Annotated in this window: 15 protein-coding genes; 8 read left to right on the top strand and 7 right to left on the bottom strand. The window is 68.8% G+C overall.

Annotated elements, in window-relative coordinates; genetic code table 11:
* Positions 1–36: 36 nt before the first annotated feature.
* The 6 genes from HUN07_RS10920 to HUN07_RS10895 all read right to left on the bottom strand — a co-directional run bounded on the left by HUN07_RS10920 (position 37) and on the right by HUN07_RS10895 (position 5,028).
* Positions 37–408, bottom strand: coding sequence for an NADH-quinone oxidoreductase subunit A (locus tag HUN07_RS10920; RefSeq protein ID WP_114719694.1), 372 nt, complete (start codon positions 406–408; stop codon positions 37–39).
* Positions 409–642: 234 nt separating this feature from the next.
* Positions 643–1,056 carry an Rv3143 family two-component system response regulator gene (locus HUN07_RS10915; protein ID WP_174909670.1) on the bottom strand — a complete coding sequence of 138 codons (414 nt, stop codon included), beginning with the start codon at positions 1,054–1,056 and terminating at the stop codon, positions 643–645.
* 77 nt (positions 1,057–1,133) lie between these two features.
* Complete coding sequence (locus tag HUN07_RS10910; RefSeq protein ID WP_114719692.1) at positions 1,134–1,817, bottom strand: M23 family metallopeptidase; 684 nt, start codon at positions 1,815–1,817, stop codon at positions 1,134–1,136.
* A 57-nt stretch (positions 1,818–1,874) separates the two neighbouring features.
* A complete protein-coding gene (locus tag HUN07_RS10905; RefSeq protein WP_114719690.1) occupies positions 1,875–2,492 on the bottom strand; it encodes a YdcF family protein in 618 nt (205 codons plus the stop codon).
* A gap of 103 nt (positions 2,493–2,595) precedes the next feature.
* Entirely contained in the window at positions 2,596–3,279 is a 684-nt protein-coding gene (locus tag HUN07_RS10900) for an O-methyltransferase (protein WP_114719688.1), read from the bottom strand.
* 9 nt (positions 3,280–3,288) lie between these two features.
* Positions 3,289–5,028 (bottom strand): acyl-CoA dehydrogenase family protein, encoded by a 1,740-nt coding sequence (locus HUN07_RS10895; protein WP_174914631.1) that lies wholly within the window; start codon positions 5,026–5,028, stop codon positions 3,289–3,291.
* A gap of 201 nt (positions 5,029–5,229) precedes the next feature.
* Between HUN07_RS10895 and HUN07_RS10890 the strand changes: the two genes are divergently transcribed.
* From HUN07_RS10890 to HUN07_RS10865, 6 genes are read left to right on the top strand one after another with little or no spacing between them, the layout of a single operon-like run.
* Entirely contained in the window at positions 5,230–6,165 is a 936-nt protein-coding gene (locus tag HUN07_RS10890; RefSeq protein WP_174909668.1) for an oxygenase MpaB family protein, read from the top strand.
* 8 nt (positions 6,166–6,173) lie between these two features.
* Positions 6,174–7,517, top strand: a complete 1,344-nt coding sequence (locus tag HUN07_RS10885) for a cytochrome P450 (RefSeq protein WP_174909666.1) — start codon at positions 6,174–6,176, stop codon at positions 7,515–7,517.
* A 21-nt stretch (positions 7,518–7,538) separates the two neighbouring features.
* Positions 7,539–8,129: a TetR/AcrR family transcriptional regulator gene (locus HUN07_RS10880; RefSeq protein ID WP_114719680.1), complete on the top strand. Its 591-nt coding sequence runs from the start codon at positions 7,539–7,541 to the stop codon at positions 8,127–8,129.
* A 28-nt stretch (positions 8,130–8,157) separates the two neighbouring features.
* On the top strand, positions 8,158–9,687 hold the full coding sequence (locus HUN07_RS10875; protein ID WP_174909665.1) for a succinic semialdehyde dehydrogenase: 1,530 nt from the start codon (positions 8,158–8,160) through the stop codon (positions 9,685–9,687).
* Between the two features lie 8 nt (positions 9,688–9,695).
* The gene (locus tag HUN07_RS10870; RefSeq protein WP_254622895.1) at positions 9,696–11,045 is read left to right on the top strand and encodes an AMP-binding protein; all 1,350 of its coding nucleotides are present in this window, start codon (positions 9,696–9,698) and stop codon (positions 11,043–11,045) included.
* Positions 11,042–11,857 (top strand): SDR family NAD(P)-dependent oxidoreductase, encoded by an 816-nt coding sequence (locus tag HUN07_RS10865; protein WP_174909661.1) that lies wholly within the window; start codon positions 11,042–11,044, stop codon positions 11,855–11,857. Before HUN07_RS10870 ends, HUN07_RS10865 begins: the two co-directional genes overlap by 4 nt.
* A 164-nt stretch (positions 11,858–12,021) precedes the next feature.
* Here the strand turns inward: HUN07_RS10865 and HUN07_RS10860 are convergent, their stop codons facing one another.
* Positions 12,022–13,767 (bottom strand): proline--tRNA ligase, encoded by a 1,746-nt coding sequence (locus HUN07_RS10860; protein ID WP_114719669.1) that lies wholly within the window; start codon positions 13,765–13,767, stop codon positions 12,022–12,024.
* Positions 13,768–13,891: 124 nt separating this feature from the next.
* Between HUN07_RS10860 and HUN07_RS10855 the strand changes: the two genes are divergently transcribed.
* Both HUN07_RS10855 and HUN07_RS10850 read left to right on the top strand, forming a co-directional pair.
* The gene (locus tag HUN07_RS10855) at positions 13,892–15,307 is read left to right on the top strand and encodes an alpha/beta hydrolase (protein WP_441346810.1); all 1,416 of its coding nucleotides are present in this window, start codon (positions 13,892–13,894) and stop codon (positions 15,305–15,307) included.
* A 213-nt stretch (positions 15,308–15,520) separates the two neighbouring features.
* Positions 15,521–17,641, top strand: coding sequence for a hypothetical protein (locus HUN07_RS10850; RefSeq protein WP_174909659.1), 2,121 nt, complete (start codon positions 15,521–15,523; stop codon positions 17,639–17,641).
* Positions 17,642–17,708 lie beyond the last annotated feature (67 nt).

Below are 17,708 nucleotides of genomic sequence, written 5' to 3'. Positions count from 1 at the left end.
CGGTTCACCTCCGCTCGGTAGTCACCCGAAACACGCCTAGTCCCAGCTCAATCCCCCACGCCGCCACTCGTACACGTAGGCCACCGCGACGTTGAACACGAACACGGCCATCACGGCCAGACCGAACACACCGAGCGCGTCGAAGTGGACGGCCCACGGGTAGAGGAACACGATCTCGATGTCGAAGATGATGAACAGCATCGCTGTGAGGTAGTACTTCACCGGGATCCGCTGTCCGGCCAGGCCACGCCCGACTTCCGCGGGGGTTGGCTCGATCCCGCACTCGTACGGCTCGAGCTTGGCACGGTTGAGCCGCCTGGGTCCCACGACCGACGCGACGATCACGGAGAAGACCGCGAACGCGGCGGCAATCGCCCCGAGCACGAGAATCGGCACGTATGCGTTCACGTCGCCTCAGCTCCTCTCGTCGCGAGCCTGGCCGCCCATGCCCGATGCCGGACGGTCGCACCCAGACCACGAGCGGCGGGTAGCCACGAGAGACGCACAATCACGCAATCAGGAGAATCCACCCGCAGAATGTGATCTACGCCTCAGCCTACCGGGACAGGCGCCACCCTTGGCTTCGGTTTTACCCCGCGAGTCTTCCGATGCCGGCGCAATATCGAGCCGGAACCGGTTACATCACGGCCGCCGCAGCAGCGGAACAACGGCCGCTGCCAGGCGGAAGGGGTCGATCGGGTGCGGCACCGCAGCCTCCGCCCGCGACCAGTCCGCGAGCCAGGCATCGTCGGCGCGTCCGGTCAGCACCACCACCGGCGGGCACACATCGAGCTCGTCCTTGAGCTGCTTGGCGATTCCCAGGCCACCTGCCGGCGCCGCCTCGCCGTCGAGAATCGCCAGATCGATCCCGCCCGCGTCCATCGTGCGGACCACCACGGGCGCCGTCGCGACCTCCACGTACTCCAACTCCGGAAGGTCCGGATGCGGGCGCCGACCGAGGGCTCGCATCACCTGCTCGCGTGTCGAGGCGTCACTGCTGTAGACGAGCACACGCAGCGGATCGGAGGCATCGGAGCGGACGGTCGGATTGGCCACGGACCCGATGCTACGACCGGCCGGCGCCCCACACCGGGAGGCGAGTCCGATTCGGGTCGGTCCGCCCGCCCCCGCGCCTAGCGACCGTCGGGAACGAGTGCGGTGACGATCGTGCCTTCCTCGGGGATACCCGAGTCGACGTCGCACAGGCCCGTGCCGTCACGGCTGCATTGGCGATAGTTCCCGAACTCCATCGGAACACCCTGCGCAACAGCAAGGTCGAGGCTGTCCATGACCTGGACGTGCACGTGCGGTTGCGTCGAGTTTCCCGAGTTCCCGCACTCGGCGATCTGTTGCCCCAGCGCCACCTCGTCGCCCACTGCGACGCTGAGCGTGTCTGCCCGCAGGTGGACCACCGCGACGAACATCCCGCTGCGCCGGTCCTGGATGATCAGGTGGTTCCCCGCGATCGAGGCCGGACCTTGCCGCAGGCGGGACGGCTGCCCCACCGCATAGGGGATCAGAGCGAACTGAGATCTGCGCGCCTGGTGATCGGGCTCCCCGTCATGCGCCTGAACGACCACACCGTCGACCGGAGCCAGGATCGGGCGCCCGAAGGCGAAGAACCGGGACGGCGGCTCCGTCGCAAGAAACGTGCGCCAGTCACGTGCCGACGCTGTCCTGCCTCGATCGTCGACCCCGACGAAGTCGATCGCGTATCGCTGGCCGAACACGTCGACACCATGGCTGGGCACTCGCCGTGCCGGACTGTTCTGCACCAGCCACCGACCCGTGAACGGCAGAGCCAACACAACCGCCATGCCTTACCTCCCCGCCGCGGCCGCCCACTCAGCCTGCCGTGGCGCGACGATCCGGTTTCACCAACCGGGAACGGCCACGGGCGTGTACCGGAACTGGCCCGACGCGGATCGGAACGCCCCGAGCGCCCGGTCGATGTGCGACGCGGAGGTGACGAGGACGGCTCCGTCCGCGCCATTTGCGGAGAGGATTCCGGTGGTGTTGCGCGCGTTGTCGACCGTCGAGTACGAGGCGTTCTCGAGGATGATGCTCGCGGGATTGACACCCCTCAGCACCAGGCCGGCGAACATCGCCTGCGATTCGCTGTACGGCAGAGGTTGCGTCGGCCCACCCGCGACGATCACCTTGTTCATCGGATGGAGGCGCGCGATCGCGGCCGCGGTATCCAACCGAGCGTTGAGAACCCCCGGCAGCAACCCGTCGGCGTCGAGTCGGGCACCGAGCACCACGATGTAGCGCGAGGCAGGATCACCGGTGAGATACGCGTGCGCGGCTGCGTACTGGCCCAACGAGGCAACGGTGTCGGAGACCCCGGACCCGGCGGTGTACTCGAGGGTGTCGATGCCCTGATTGATTAGTCCCGGGATGTTGAGCGAGGCGGCATGTGCCGGGGCAGCCGCGAGGAGCGGGAGCACGGCCAGCCCGGCCGCGGCAATAGTGGTTCTCAGCTTGTGCATTCGGCGGTGTCCCCCAGGTTCGACGGTCAGTTCGATTCACGCGCGTCACACCATACGTGCACGACGCGTCCGCGTCAGCTCGAACAGCGTCGGGGACCGCGTTTCAATTCACCACCAGCGCAAGAGCGAAACCGTCCCAGCCCTTCGACCCGACGGTCTGCAGCGCGGTGGCATCGAGTCGGGGTTCGGCCGCCAGCAGGTCGAGCACCTCGCGGCTGGCGCGGACGGCCTCGTCGTCGAGGTCGGGGTTGGACACCGATCCGCCGCGGACGACATTGTCGACGACGATCACCGTGCCGGGCCGCGACAACCGCAGCGCCCACCGCACATAGTTGGAGTTGTTCACCTTGTCGGCGTCGATGAACACCAGGTCGAAGGGCGCGATGCCGTCGGCCTCGACGGCCGGCAGGCTGTCCAGCGCCGCACCGACCCGGATGTCGACCCGGCCGCCGACACCGGCGCGGTCCACGTTGTCCCGGGCGACCGCAGCATGCCGGGGTTCGTACTCGAGCGTGACCACCCGCCCGGACTCCCCTACCGCACGGGCGAGCCAGATGGTGCTGTACCCACCGAGGGTGCCGATCTCGAGCACGCGCGTCGCGCCGACCATGCGCGCCAGCAGGTTCAGCAGCTTGCCCTGCGTCGGCGACACATCGATCGGCGGCAGCCCCGCCGACGCGTTGGCCGCGAGTGCGTGGTCGAGTGCGTCGTCCGCGCCGACCACCGTCTCGACCAGGTAGCGATCGACCTCGGCCCACCGATTCGCGTCATCCTTGCTGTCAGTCATGCCGTCAGCCTAGGGCCGCATCTCGTACGCGCCGTCGTACCCCACGACCTGCTCCCACACCCGGTCGAACCGCTCGGTGTCGACGGCGGGCTTGCGGATCGCGCTGATCGCCCACTCCTGCTGCGCGTCCGTCGACGACGGCTTGCCGTGCAGAGCAACGGCATACCGGGAGAAGTCGCGGATCTGGAAGTCGAAGATCTGCTCGAGCAGATCACGGTCGAGGCCGACGATGTCGGCCTGCTCGAGGATCAGCTGCCCGTAGACGACCAGCTCGAACAGATGCCCGACGGTGAGCAGGAAGTCCAGGTCCTCCCGCTGCGCGTCGTCCGGCCCGGCCGTCGCGAGCAACTCACGTAGCTCGAGCGCCTGCTCGTGGAACCGCGCGACATTGGGGATGTCGGCATGCTCGTCGAACACCCGGGTCCAGTCCTGGAACTGGACCTTGCCCGCGCCCCGGGTGGGGCCCTGCGCCCAGAAGAACGCGTCGTCGGTGGGGTCGGTGCGGGTGGCGACATCGGGATACGACGCCGGATTGAACAGGTAGTTCGGCATGAACTTGAGGATCAGCGCGACGTTGACGTGGACGGTGCCCTCGAGTTTGGGCAACGTGCCGATCAGCTCGGCGGCCTCCCGGAAGTAGGTGTCCTTCTCGTAGCCCTTGGCGGCGATGACGTCGTGCAGCAACGCCATCACCGATTCGCCCTCCGAGGTGACCTTCGCCTTGGTCATCGGGTTGAACAGCAGGTACCGGCGATCCTCCGGTCCCGCACTGCGGAAGTAGTCGACCGCGCGGGCGCTGAACAGCTTCATCGCTACGAGCCGGGTGTAGGCGTCCACGAAGTTGGCCCGCACGTGCGGAAAGTCGGTGACCCGCCGGCCGTACAGAACCCTGTTGTGAGCGTGCGTGATCGCTTCGAAGAAGGCGTGCTCGCAGATCCCGATCGACGCCGTGCACAGGTTGAACTTGCCGACGTTGACGGTGTTGAGCGCCGCCGAGAACGCGTCCGCACCGGTGTGCAGGATGTCCTCCTCCCGCACCGGGTAGTCGCGCAGCGCGAACGTGCTGACGTACATCTGCCCGTGCACGACATTGTCGATGAGGCGGTAGTGCAGGTGCCGGCTGTCGACGACGAAGAAGACGTAGCCGTCGGCCCCCTCGATGTCGGTGCGGCGCCCGAACACCGACACCATGCCGGCGACGTTGCCGTTGCCGATGTAGTACTTGGTGCCGTTCGCGCGGAACGCGGCCGTGCCGTCCGCCGTGTCGGTACGGGGGGTGAGCAGCATGTCGGTCGAGTACACGTCGGCGCCGTGCTCGCGTTCGGACAGGCCGAACGCCATGACCCCGCCGGCATCCAACTGTTCGGCCGCGCGTCGCCGGGCCGTCGGGTTGTCGCTCATCCAGATCGGCCCGAGCCCGAGCACGGTCACCTGCCACAGGTACCAGTAGGACAGCCCGTAGAACCCGAGAATCTCGCTCAGCGCGGCGTTGCGGGCGGCGTCCCACCGCTTGTTGGGATCGCCGTTCGCCTCGGAGGCCGGGGTGAGGAACGTCGCGAACAGACCCTCTCGCCCGGCGAAGTCCAGGAAGTCCCCGGTCCAGATCGCGTGCAGGTCGTCCTGCAGCAGCCGGCGTTTGCCCCGGGCCTCGAACCAGTCGATCGTCGCGCGCAGCAGTCGGCGCGTGTTCGGATCGAAGTCCTTCGGGTCGTAGTCGTGCGGATTCAGCAGCAGCTCGCCCACTGTCATCACCCTCCGGGAAACGGAAGCGGCGCCCGTCGAGGGGCTCATCGTCCACTCTCCCCGAGACCCGTCGCATGCGCGGACTTTCTCGCGAAGCAACTCGTCGTTCGAGCGGATCCGTTCTTGTGTCACAGATCACTCGGTGCTAGTTTCTGACACAGCGAGACACTTTTGTTCCACCGTCCCAAAGCAGACAGGGAACTACCGATGCCGCTCGACTTCGACGCCGCCATCCGCGAGGCGGTCCCCATGCCCGTCGACGCAGAGTCCGCCGCCGACTCGCCGCGCCTGGGCCCCGATTCACTGATCTGGAAGTACTACGGCGACGTGCGCGGACTACTGGGTTTCCAGCGACTCGCCGGGACCGAGAACTGCGTCGAGCAGCTCGGTAAGGCGGTCGAGGACCACTCGGTGATCTTCTCCGACACCCTCGGCCGGGCCCGCCGCAGCGGGCCGCCGATCATGAAGACCGTCTACAGCGACGACCCCTATCACTGGGGACGCACGGTCCGCGACTTCCACAAGCCGATCAAGGGCACGATCAGCGACGGCTCGCGCTATCACGCGCTCAACCCGGAGCTCTTCTACTGGGCGCACGCCACCTTCGTCGACCAGGTCCTCTACATCACCGACACCTTCATCCGCCGGCTCTCGTACGAGGAGAAGGTGCGGATCTTCGAGGAGGGCCGGATCTGGTACCAGATCTACGGGGTCAGCGATCGGAGCCAGCCGCAGACCTACGAGGAGTTCCTGGAGTACTGGGCGCAGATGCTCGACCGGTTCGTGCCGACGCCGACGATCCTGTACGCCACCGGGTACATCCGCAAGGGCGTGCCGCGACCGTGGCGGATTCCGGCGCCCGTGTGGAACCTGCTGTCCGCGCCGATCAACGCGTTCATGCGCATCGTCGTTGTCGGCACGCTTCCCCCGCAGATGCGCGAGGTGTGCGGACTCGACTGGAATCCGAAGAAGGAGAGGCAGTTCCAACGCTTCGCAGCGTTCTCGCGCCGCATCAACCCGCTCGTCAACCGGCTTCCGCTCCGCGCGCTGTACCTGCCCTGGGCGTACGAGGCGTGGCGCCGGGTCGGGATCGACCCCCGACCGCTGCTGAACTCGCTCGGCGAATCCGCCCCCACCCGATAGGAGATCCCGTGCGTACCAAGCAGTTGGCACCACCGCCGGCCGGCAGCGACCTCCGCCCGATCAACGGTACCGGCGATCCGGGGGTCATCGAACTCCTGCGATTCTTCCGCAACCCGGTTCGGCTGGTGGCGCAGCGCCGGGAGGCCTTCGGGGACATCACCTACATCAACGCGTTCGGCCAGAAGTTCGCCGTGCCGCTCACCGCCGACGGCGCTGAGTCGGTGGCCGCGAATCGGCAGAAGGCGCTGGCCGCCGAGCCGGCGTGGGGGTTCCTCATCGGGCCGTTCTTCCGCCGTGGAATCCTGTTGATGGACTTCGAGGAACACCGACACCACCGGCTGATCCTGCAGCAGGCCTTCAACAACAAGCACCTGCGCGGCTACCTGGACGACATGCAGCCGATGCTGCGCGACGGCGTCCGTGGCCTACCCGTCGGCGAGAACATCCTGATCCTGGACCGCTTCAAGGAACTCACCCTGGACCTGGCCCTGGAGATCTTCCTGGGCATGGATCTGCCGCGCCCGGAGGCCGGCCGGATCAACAAGGCCTTCATCGACTGCGTCAACGCCGGGATGTCCCTCGTGCGCAGGAACATCCCCGGAACCAAGTGGGCCCGCGGCCTGGCCGGTCGTGCCGTGCTCGAGGAGTTCTTCCGCGCGCACCTGCCGGCCAAGCGCGCCACCGAAACCCCCGACCTGTTCTCCGTGCTGTGTCGGGCACGGTCCGAGGAGGGCCACACCTTCACCGACGAGGACGTGGTCAACCACATGATCTTCGTGCTGATGGCGGCACACGACACCTCCACCATCACGCTCACCACGATGGCGTACTACCTTGCCCTGCATCCGGAGTGGCAGGAGAAGGCCCGCGCGCAGTCCCGCGCGCTGCCGCGGGACATCACGTACGACAACCTCGCGGAGTTCACGGTGCTGGACGCCGTCATGAAGGAGTCGCTGCGGCTGAACTCGCCGGTGCCCGGTCTGGCCCGACGAGCCTTGGAGGACACGGAGATCGACGGACACTTCGTCCCGAAGGGCACGTACGTCAGCGCGATCGGAATGGTCAACCACCACAACCCGGCGCTGTGGACGGATCCCGAACGGTTCGATCCGGACCGCTTCTCCCCCGAACGCGCCGAGGACAAGTCGCATCGGTACGCATGGATGCCGTTCGGTGGTGGCGTGCACAAGTGCATCGGCCTGTACTTCGCCCAGATGGAGATCAAGACGATCATGCACAACCTCCTGCTCGAGTACGAGTGGTCGGTCCCCGACGGCTACACCTGGAAGCTCGACAACACCACGCTGCCGGTTCCGAAGGACCGCCTCCCGGTGACGCTGCGGGCGATCTGACGATGGATATGCTGACCGGTGATGACCACGCGCCGCACTCCCACCGCACTACCCGCCGCCACCGCGGAGCAGGCGATGCTCGACGCCGCGCGGGAGGAGTTCGAGCGCTACGGAATTCGGCGCACCAACATGGACGACATCGCGAAGCGGGCGGGAATCAGCCGCAGCACCCTCTACCGACGGTTCCCGAACAAGGACGCGCTGGTCGAAGTGCTGATCCTGCGCGAGGCGGGGCTGTTCTTCGATCAACTCGACGCCCTTGCCCGGAATCTCGACCCGGCGCAGGCGGTCGTCGAGTGCTTCGCCCGGGGAATCCAATTGACCCGCGAGATCCCGCTGATCGGGCGCATCCTCGAGAGCGAGCCGGAGCTGATGGTCGAGGTGACCTCGCGGACCGACGGGGCGCCGATCGCGGTGACCGCCGCCCGGGTCGCCGCGGCGCTGCGTCACAGTGGGGCGGCGATGCCCGAGGAGGATCTGCTCGCGGCCTCCGAGATCCTCATGCGCATCGCGATGTCTTTGATGCTGCATCCGCACGGGCAGTTGGACACGACCGATCCCGCCGCGGTGCGCCGCTACGCCGAGAGGTACCTCACCCGACTGGTGTGGTGACCACCGTCCGCACGCGCGCGGGTGCGCCGTGCTGACCGCCCTGCACGAGGGCCTGCTGGCCCAGCTGCCGACCTCCTCCGAATTCTCCTGCGCCGCCGTTCCGTTCACTGGCGAGCCGCTCCCCGCCGTCCCGCAGACGTCCTCGGAATCGGTGGCCGCCGTCGCAGCCGTGGGCCGGGCAGCGCAGCCGGGTTGGGCGGCCCGGCCGGTCCGGGACCGGCAGGCGATCGCGGCGCGCTTCGCGCGTCTGCTCGTCGACCACCACGACAGCCTGTGCGACCTCATGCAGTGGGAGACCGGCAAGGCCCGCGTGCATACCGCCGTCGAGGTGCAGGGCGTCGTCGCCACCGCGCTGCACTACGCCGCCCACAGCACCCGCTATCTGGGCGAACGTCGCGTCCGGGGCGCGGTGCCGGGACTGGTCTCCGCCCGCGTCGGCTACCGGCCCAAGGGCCTGGTCGGGGTGATCGCGCCGTGGAACTACCCGCTGTTCCTGGCCGTCGGCGATGTGATCCCCGCGCTGCTCGCCGGCAATGCGGTGCTCAGCAAGGCCGACTCGCAGGCACCGCTCACGCTGCTCTACGCCCGCCACCTGGCGATTCGGGCCGGGGCGCCGGAGGCGGTGTGGCAGGTGGTGGCCGGTCCCGGCAGCCGCATCGGGCCCGCGCTGGTGGCCGAGGTGGACTACGTGAGCTTCACCGGGTCCACCGCAACCGGCCGGGAGATCGCCCGGCGCTGCGCGGACCGACTGATCGGGGCCTCGCTCGAGCTGGGCGGGAAGAACCCGATGATCGTGTGCGCCGACGCGGATCTCGCGGCCGCCGTGCGCGGCGCGGTGCAGGCGGCGTTCTCCAACGCCGGGCAGATGTGCATCGGCATCGAGCGGATCTACGTGCACGAGAGCGTGTTCGACCGGTTCGTGCGCGAACTGGTCACGCGCACCGAGCGGCTTCGGATCGGCGCCGGGTACGGCTACGACGTGGACATGGGTTCGCTGACGTCCCGCCGCCAGCTGGAGGCCACCGAGAAGCATATCGCGGACGCTCTCGCGAAGGGCGCGACCGCCGTGACCGGCGGCCGGGCACGCCCCGATCTCGGCCCGCTGTTCCACGAGCCGACCGTCCTCACCGGCGTGACGGCCGAGATGGCGGTCCACGCCGAGGAAACCTTCGGTCCGGTCGTCTCCGTCTACCCCGTGGCGTCCGAGGTGGAGGCGGTCCGTCGGGCCAACGAGGGCGAGTACGGACTGAGCGCGAGCGTGTGGACCCGCGACGTGCGGCGCGGACGCCGGATCGCCGCCCAGGTGGTGGCCGGTTCGGTGAACGTCAACGACGGCTACCTGTCCGCGATCGCGTCACTGGGCGCCCCGATGGGCGGCATGCGCACCAGCGGGACCGGGCGCCGACACGGTCGCGAGGGCATCGTCCGCTACACCGAACCGCAGACGGTCACCACCCAACGCGTCGCGACCGCCTACCCCGACCGACTCCGCGGGCCCCTGCTGGCCGCGATGAACGCCGGCACCCGCGCCCTGCTCGCAGTGCGGCACCGAGCATGAGGCGAGCCATGCACATCGTCGACGAGGTGGGCATCCTGTGCCGCAACCACGCCGACGCCGTCGTCGCGCTGTGCGCGGCGTCGGCCGCCGGAGCCCGTGTGGTGCTGCTCAACTCCGACTTCGGGCGCCGTCAGGTCACCGAAGTGGCCGCGCGGGAGCGCCTCGACGCGGTGATCCACGACGAGGAGTTCACCCCGGTCGTAGAGGGATTCGACGGCCCGCGCTGGTGCGCGTGGACCGAGGATCCGGACACGGAGGGGTCGCTGTCGGCTCTCCTGACCGGCGCCCCGGACACCCTGTCGCCCAGGCCGCCGCGGCCGCCGCGGCCGCCGTCGCTGGTGATCCTGACCAGCGGCACCAGCGGGACGCCGAAGGGCGCACCGCGCGGGGATTCGCCGACGCTGTTGCTGCCGGCGGGTCTGCTGTCGAAGATCCCGCTGCGCGGCGACGAACGAGTCCTGGTGGCGGCGCCGATCTTCCACGGCTGGGGTCTACTGGTCGCGACGCTGACGCTGACCCTCGGGTCCACGCTGGTGCTGCGGCGACGATTCGACGCCGTCCAGGCGCTACGCGACCTGCATACCCACCGCTGCGCCGCCCTGATCGCGGTGCCGACGATGCTGCGCCGACTGCTCGGTGTGGTGGACGCGATGCCGGAGGCCGACCTGTCCGCGCTGCGGATCGTCGCGAGCGGCGGCGCACGACTGGACGCTTCCCTCGTCGCGCAGGTCACCGACGCGTGGGGCCCGGTGCTGCACAACCTGTACGGCTCGACCGAGGCGGCGTACATCAGCATCGCGACACCCGCCGACCTCGCCGTAGCGCCCGACTGCGCGGGGGTTCCCCCGCGCGGCAACATAGTTCGCATCGCCGACACCGACGACGGTCCGGTCCCACCCGGCGCCGAGGGCCGGATTCTGGTGCGCACCCCGGGCCAGATCGAGACCTACACCGACGGCACCCGCAAGAGCGACGCCGACGGCTTCCTCGACACCGGCGACCGCGGCCACCTCGACGCGGCGGGCCGACTCCACGTCGCGGGCCGCTCCGACGCGATGATCGTCTCCGGGGGCGAGAACGTCTTCCCCGAGGAGGTCGAGGTGGTGTTGCTGGCGCACCCGGCCGTCACCGATGCCGTGGTCGCCCCCGTCCCCGACGCCGACTTCGGGCAGCGCCTGCGGGCGTACCTGGTGTGCGAGCAGGGCCTCGACGAGCAGGCCGTCCGCGACTATCTCGCAGCCGAACTCCCCCGATCCCGGATGCCCCGCGACGTCGTGTTCGTCGACGCGCGGACCCGCGGATCGTCGGGAAAAGTGTTGCGCCGCACGCTCGACGAACTGAAGGAGAGCCACTCGTGAGAAGAACCGACATCACCGGTCGCGTCGTCGTGGTGACCGGCGGAGCGCGGGGCATCGGGAGGGCGACCGCAACGGCGCTGCGCGACGCCGGCGCACTGGTCGCGATCGGCGACATCGACGAGGCCGAGGTGCGGCGCACCGCCGACGCCGTCGGCGTCTTCGGTGCGGTCCTCGACGTCACCGATCCCCGTTCGGTCGAGTCCTTCCTCGCCCGTGTGCGGTCGACCCTCGGTCCCCCGTGGGGCTGGATCAACAACGCCGGCGTCATGCCGCTCGGCCCACTGCTCGAGCAGGACGACGCGATCGTCGACACCGTGGTGGACGTCAACCTGCGCGGGGTGGTGCACGGCACCCGCGCCGCGGGACGGGCGATGAGGGCATCCGGCGGCGGCCGGATCGTCAACATCGCCTCGATCGCCGGATGCATCCCGGCTCCGGGCATGGCCGTCTACAACGCCACCAAGGCCGCGGTGCTGTGCTTCGGCGACGCCGCCGACGCCGAACTGGCCGCGCACGGGGTGCGGGTCGGCACGGTGCTGCCGACGTTCACGAGCACCGGACTGCTCGCCGGTACTCATCCCGGACGGTTGATCGCCCCGATCCGGCCGGAACAGGTCGCGCAGGCAGTCGTGCAGATCCTGCGGACCGGTCGCCGCCGGGCCGTCGTGCCGGGACGCCTGTCCGGTGCGCTGCTGTGGCCGCTGTTCCCGCGACCGGTCGCCCGCCTGTTGCGGCGGGCGACCGGACTCGAGCGGGTGTTCCTGGACGTCGACGCCGGACGCGCCGAGTACGACGCCGGGATCAAGCGCTGATCCGAACGGACTCACCGATGGCAGTCGGCGTGACGGCCCGCGGGCCGGGGGCTTGCCCCCCTCGAGCTGTCCGTCGGCCGAATGTATACGAGTGGCCGCCCACCCCGGTCAGGGGTGGGCGGCCACTGATCAAACGTGCCGCGGTGGCGGTACGCGGAGCTTCGTCAGCCGCGGATCGCGGTGAGGATCTCCCCGAGCGCGCCCTCGACGGGGACCTCGCGGGATTCGCCGGTGAAGCGGTCGCGCAGTTCCACGTTGCCCTCGGCGAAGCCGCGACCCACGACCACGACCAGCGGGATGCCGATCAGCTCGGAGTCCTTGAACTTCACGCCCGGCGACGCCTTGCGGTCGTCGAACAGCACCTCGACGCGGGCCTTGTCCAGCTCGGCGGCCAGGGCCTCGGCGCCCTCGCGGGCCGCGTCGTCCTTGTTCGCGATGACCAGGTGCACGTCGAACGGGGTGACCTCGGCGGGCCAGCGCAGGCCCTTGTCGTCGTGATGCTGCTCGGCGATGACCGCGACGAGACGCGAGACGCCGATGCCGTACGAGCCCATGGTGGGGCGGACAGGCTTACCGTTCTCGCCGAGCACGTCGACATTGAACACGTCGGTGTACTTGCGGCCCAGCTGGAACACGTGACCGACCTCGATACCACGGGCGGCGACCAGTGCACCGGCGCCGTCGGGCGACGGATCGCCGTCGCGCACCTCGGCGGCCTCGATGGTGCCGTCCGGGGTGAAGTCGCGTCCGGCGACCAGGCCCACGTAGTGCTTGCCCTCCTCGTCGGCGCCGGTGATCCAGCTGGTGCCGTCCACGACGCGCGGGTCGACGAGGTAGCGGACACCGTTCTCCTGCAGCGCCTTCGGGCCGATGTAGCCCTTGACGAGGAACGGGTTGTTCTTGAAATCGGTCTCGGTGATGAGCACGTACTCGGCCGGCTCGAGCGCAGCCTCGAGGCGCTTCTCGTCCACCTCGCGGTCGCCGGGGATGCCGATCGCGAGCAGTTCCCACTCGCCGCCGGGCACGCGGGTCTTCACCATGATGTTCTTCAGCGTGTCCGCGGCGGTCACGGTCTTGCCCAGGTCGGCGCCGTTGGCCCACTCGACGAGGGTGTCGATGGTCTCGGTGCCGGGGGTGTCACGAACCTCGGCGGCCGGCAGCCCGTCGAACGGGATCGGCGCGGGAGCCAGGGTCTTGACGGCCTCGACGTTGGCGGCGTAGCCGGACTCGATGCAGCGGACGTAGGTGTCCTCGCCGATCTCGCTCTCGGCCAGGAACTCCTCCGACGCGCTGCCACCCATCGCACCCGACGTGGCGGACACGATGACGTACTTGACGCCGAGCCGGGACAGGATCCGCTCGTAGGTGTCGCGGTGCGCCTGGTAGGACGCCGTCAGGCCCTCGTCGGTGAGGTCGAACGAGTACGAGTCCTTCATCACGAACTCGCGGCCGCGCAGGATGCCGGCGCGGGGACGCTCCTCGTCGCGGTACTTGGTCTGCACCTGGTACAGGGTGACCGGGAAGTCCTTGTACGAGTTGTATTCGCCCTTCACGGTGAGCGCGAAGAGCTCCTCGTGGGTGGGGCCGAGCATGTAGTCGTTGCCCTTGCGGTCCTGGAGGCGGAACAGGCTTGCGCCGTACTCGGTCCAGCGGTTCGACGTCTCGTAGGGATCGCGCGGCAGCAGCGCGGGCAGCAGGATCTCCTGCGCACCCATCGCGTTCATCTCCTCGCGGACCACGCGCTCCACCTCGCGCAGCACCCGCAGACCCAGAGGCAGCCACGAGTACACGCCTGGCGCGATACGCCGCACGTAGCCGGCACGGACCAGCAGCTTGTGGCTGGCGACCTCGGCGTCGGCCGGGTCGTCGCGGAGGGTACGGAGGAACAGGTGCGACATGCGGGTGATCACGGTGTAGCAGCCTAGTCGGTTGAGCGTGCGAGACCGATCGAGGGCACAGGGGTTGAGCGTGCGAGACCGATCGAGGGCACAGCCGGTTGCCAGGTTCGCGTCGCACACTGGGTAGGTGGACTCCGTGGTCTCCCTCCTTCTCGCGGCCGCTCCGGCCGCCGGGGTGGCTGCGCAGGGCGGTTACCGCAGCGGCGTATCGCTGCTGGGCGGCTGGCTTCCACTGACGGTGGAGATTGTCAGCGTCGTCGTGTTGATCGCCGTCCTGGTCCGCCGCAGCAGGCGCTGGTGGCTGCTGTGGGTGCCGGTCGCCGCGGCGCTGGGCGTGGCGGCCGCGGCGACCGCGGACTGGTTCGTCGGACAGCAGGGGCTGGCGTCGGATCCGGCACCGATCCAGCTGTGGGCGTGGTCGGCGGTGTTCGTCGCCGCGATCGCGATCGCGGTGCTCGGGTGGCGGGGAACCCGCTGGTGGCGACGCGGCCTGTCGATCGTTCTGATCCCGTTGACCTTCGCGTGTGTGGCGCTGACGTTGAACCAGTGGGTGGGCTACTACCCCACCGTGCAGACCGCGTGGGGCGCAGCGACGGCCGGCCCGGTCCCGGATCAGGTGGCTGCCGCGGACCTCCCTGTCCTTCGAAACACGACCATGTCGACGGGGAAGGTGGTGCCGGTCGACGTCCCCGACGCCGCGAGCGGTTTCAAGCATCGGACCGAGTACGTGTATCTGCCGCCGGCGTGGTTCGCAGGCGACACGCCTCCCGCGTTGCCGGTCATCATGATGGTCGGCGGCGAGTTCAACACTGCTGCGGATTGGCTGCGGACCGGCGGCGCCGTCGACACCGTCGACGCCTATGCGCAGGCACACGGCGGCCAGGCCCCGATCCTCGTGTTCGTCGATGCCGGCGGCAGCTTCAACAACGACACCGAATGTGTCGACGGCCCGCGCGGAGACTCGGCATCCCACCTGGTCGACGACGTCCGCCCGTACGTCGTGTCCACGTTCGGGGCATCGGCAAACCCCGAGAGCTGGGGTGTCGTGGGCTGGTCGATGGGTGGCACGTGCGCGGTCGATCTCATCGTGATGCATCCGGACCTGTTCAGCACCTTCGAGGACATCGCGGGAGACGTCGCCCCGACCGCCGGCACCGACGAGCAGACCCTGGACCGCCTGTACGGCGGCGACACCGCGCTGCGGGACCGGTTCGATCCGACGAAGGCGATGACCGAACACGGGCTGTACCAAGGGATCTCGGGCTGGTTCCAGGACAGCGACGTACCTCCGCGGCAGGGCGCGAACCTGTCCGGCCCCGCGCCGGCGCCGAGTCCGGGGATGGACGGAACGGGTGGCCACGACGACACCCACGATGCCGGCGAGACCGGTACGGCCGAGCAACTGTGTGCCACCGCGTCGTCGGCCGGGATCTCCTGCGAGGTGCACACATCGAACGGTCGTCACACTTGGCAGTTCGCGGCACAGGGCTTCGCCGACGCGCTGCCCTGGCTGGCCGTGCAGATCCAAACGCCCGGATCCGCGACGCCCTAGCCGTCCGCCACTCACGGTCGGCAGAGCGCTCGTCCGCCGTCTCCTCCCTGGACCGAAATCTGTCGGCTACGAACCCGACCCGAAATCCTGGCTCACCAAGATCACGAAAAGTGATGTAGCTTAGGCTCGCCTAGGCAAACATAGGCTAACCTCACTTGGGGTCTGTTCGCCCTATGGCGCCGTGGACTGCGGCTGTGACCAGGAAGAAGGAAGATGCGCGCGTTCAGCAGGGCTGCGTTCGCGACCACGGCGGTCGCCTTGGCATTGACGACGCCGGTGGGCATCGCCATTGCTGCTCCCGATACCCCAGACGGCAGCGACGCTGCCGCCCAAGCCATTTCCAGCACCCCGGTCACGACCGTAGCCGGCGCTCCGGTGGTCAAGACCACCTCCGGCACTCCGGTCACGACCGTCTCGAAGAAGACCGGCCTGGTCGACGGTGAGACCATCACCGTCTCGGGCACCGGCTTCTCCGGCGCACAACCCGGCATCTACGTCGGCCTCGTCCAGGACGACAAGTTCTCGGCCACCGACGCCGGCGCATGGATGACCACCGCGTGGATCAAGGCAGCCGACATCAAGAGCGGCTCCTGGAACACCACCGTCGATGTCGTAGCCGTCAAGGGCGACTCGGACTGCACCCAGAACGCGTGCTCGATCTACACCGTCGCCGCGCACGGCTCCGCCGACCGCAGCCAGGACACCGAGACCCCAGTGTCCTTTGCCGCAGTCACTCCGACGACCACCATGACACCGCCGACGACGACCACCACCACCACCACGGCTCCCCCGACGACGACCACCAAGCCGACGACGACCACCACCACCAAGCCGACGACCACGACGACGCCGCCGACCACGACCACCAAGCCGACGACGCCTCCGGTCACGGGCAGCGGCCCCCGGGTCAACGCGAGCAAGACGAGCGGACTCAATGCCGCCGGTGACACGATCAATGTCCGCGGCAGCGGGTTCTCGACTGCCGGCATGGGTATCTACGTCGGCATCGCGCAGACGAACAAGTACTCGTCCACCGACGCTTCGGTCTTCTACAAGCCGAAGTTCATCAAGCCGTCCGAAATGCCGGGTGGTTCGTTCTCGACGAGCATCGACGTGATCGGCGCATTCGAGGGCGGCGACTGCATCGCCGACAAGTGTGCCCTCTACACGCTCGCCGCGCACGGCTCGAGTGACCGCAGCCAGGACACCAAGACCTCCATCAGCTTCGTCGGCACCGCACCCCCGGTCACCGGTGGTGGCGGTGGTGGCGGCGGCGGAGCCGGGACCGGCGGGGCTGCTGGTGGCGGCGCGGCCGGCGCTGCGCCCGGCGAAACGTTCACGGCGAACAGCAGCCTGTCGGTGTCGCTCTCGAAATCGAGTGATATCAACCCGTCGGGTGAGACCGTCACGGTTTCCGGCTCCGGCTTCTCCGGCGCCGCTCCGGGCCTCTACGTCGGCCTCGTGCAGGACAACGTCTTCTCGGCCGCCGACGCGTCGGCCTGGATGACCTCGGCGTTCATCAAGCCGGAGCAGATCTCCGGTGGCAACTGGTCCCTCCCCGTGGAAATGATCGCTACCCAGGGCGCCTTCGACTGCATCAAGAATGCGTGCTCGATCTACACCGTCATGGCCCACGGCTCCTCGGACCGCAGCCAGGACACCAAGACCCCGGTGAGCTTCGTCGGCGGAGTCGCACCGGGCACCGTCACGGCGCCTCCGGTGCTGAATGCCGCCGGCGCTCCCGGCGCCGCGAAGACCGTGGCCGTGACGCTGTCGAAGGCCAAGGGACTCAAGGTCGAGGGCGACGAGATCACCATCTCGGGCACCGGATTCTCCGGTGCGCAACCCGGCATCTACGTCGGCCTGATCCAGGAGAACAAGTTCTCCACCACTGACGCCGGCGCCTGGATGACCACGGCGTTCATCACGCCGAGCAGGATCAAGGACGGCGCCTGGTCGACCACCATGAAGGTGCAGGCCGTCAAGGGCGACTCGGACTGCACCAAGAACGCGTGCTCGATCTACACGATCGCGGCTCACGGCTCGAGCGACCGCAGCCAGGACACGCAGACTCCCGTCAGCTTCGGCGACGACCCGAACGCACCCAACGCCGACAAGGCCGAAGAAGCAGCACTGGCGGCGGGTGCAGACGGCGGCTCGAACGACGGAGGCACGACCTCCTCGGACAACTCGAACACCGCCTCCTCGGCGATCCGCAATCTGTCGGACGCGTTCACCGACGGCACCGCCTGGATCCTGCCACTGCTCATCGGTGGCGTCGTCGGAGCCGGAATTGCAGTGGCAGCGACGTTCGCACTGCGCCGCCGCACCTAGCGCCACCCCTTTTCGCGTGAGGGGCATCCGAACCGGATGCCCCTCACCTGAACGTGCCCTGAACTGG

It is taken from the genome of Rhodococcus sp. W8901 (genome assembly GCF_013348805.1).
Taxonomy (GTDB): domain Bacteria; phylum Actinomycetota; class Actinomycetes; order Mycobacteriales; family Mycobacteriaceae; genus Prescottella.
This window is presented reverse-complemented; position numbering and strand designations above follow the sequence as displayed.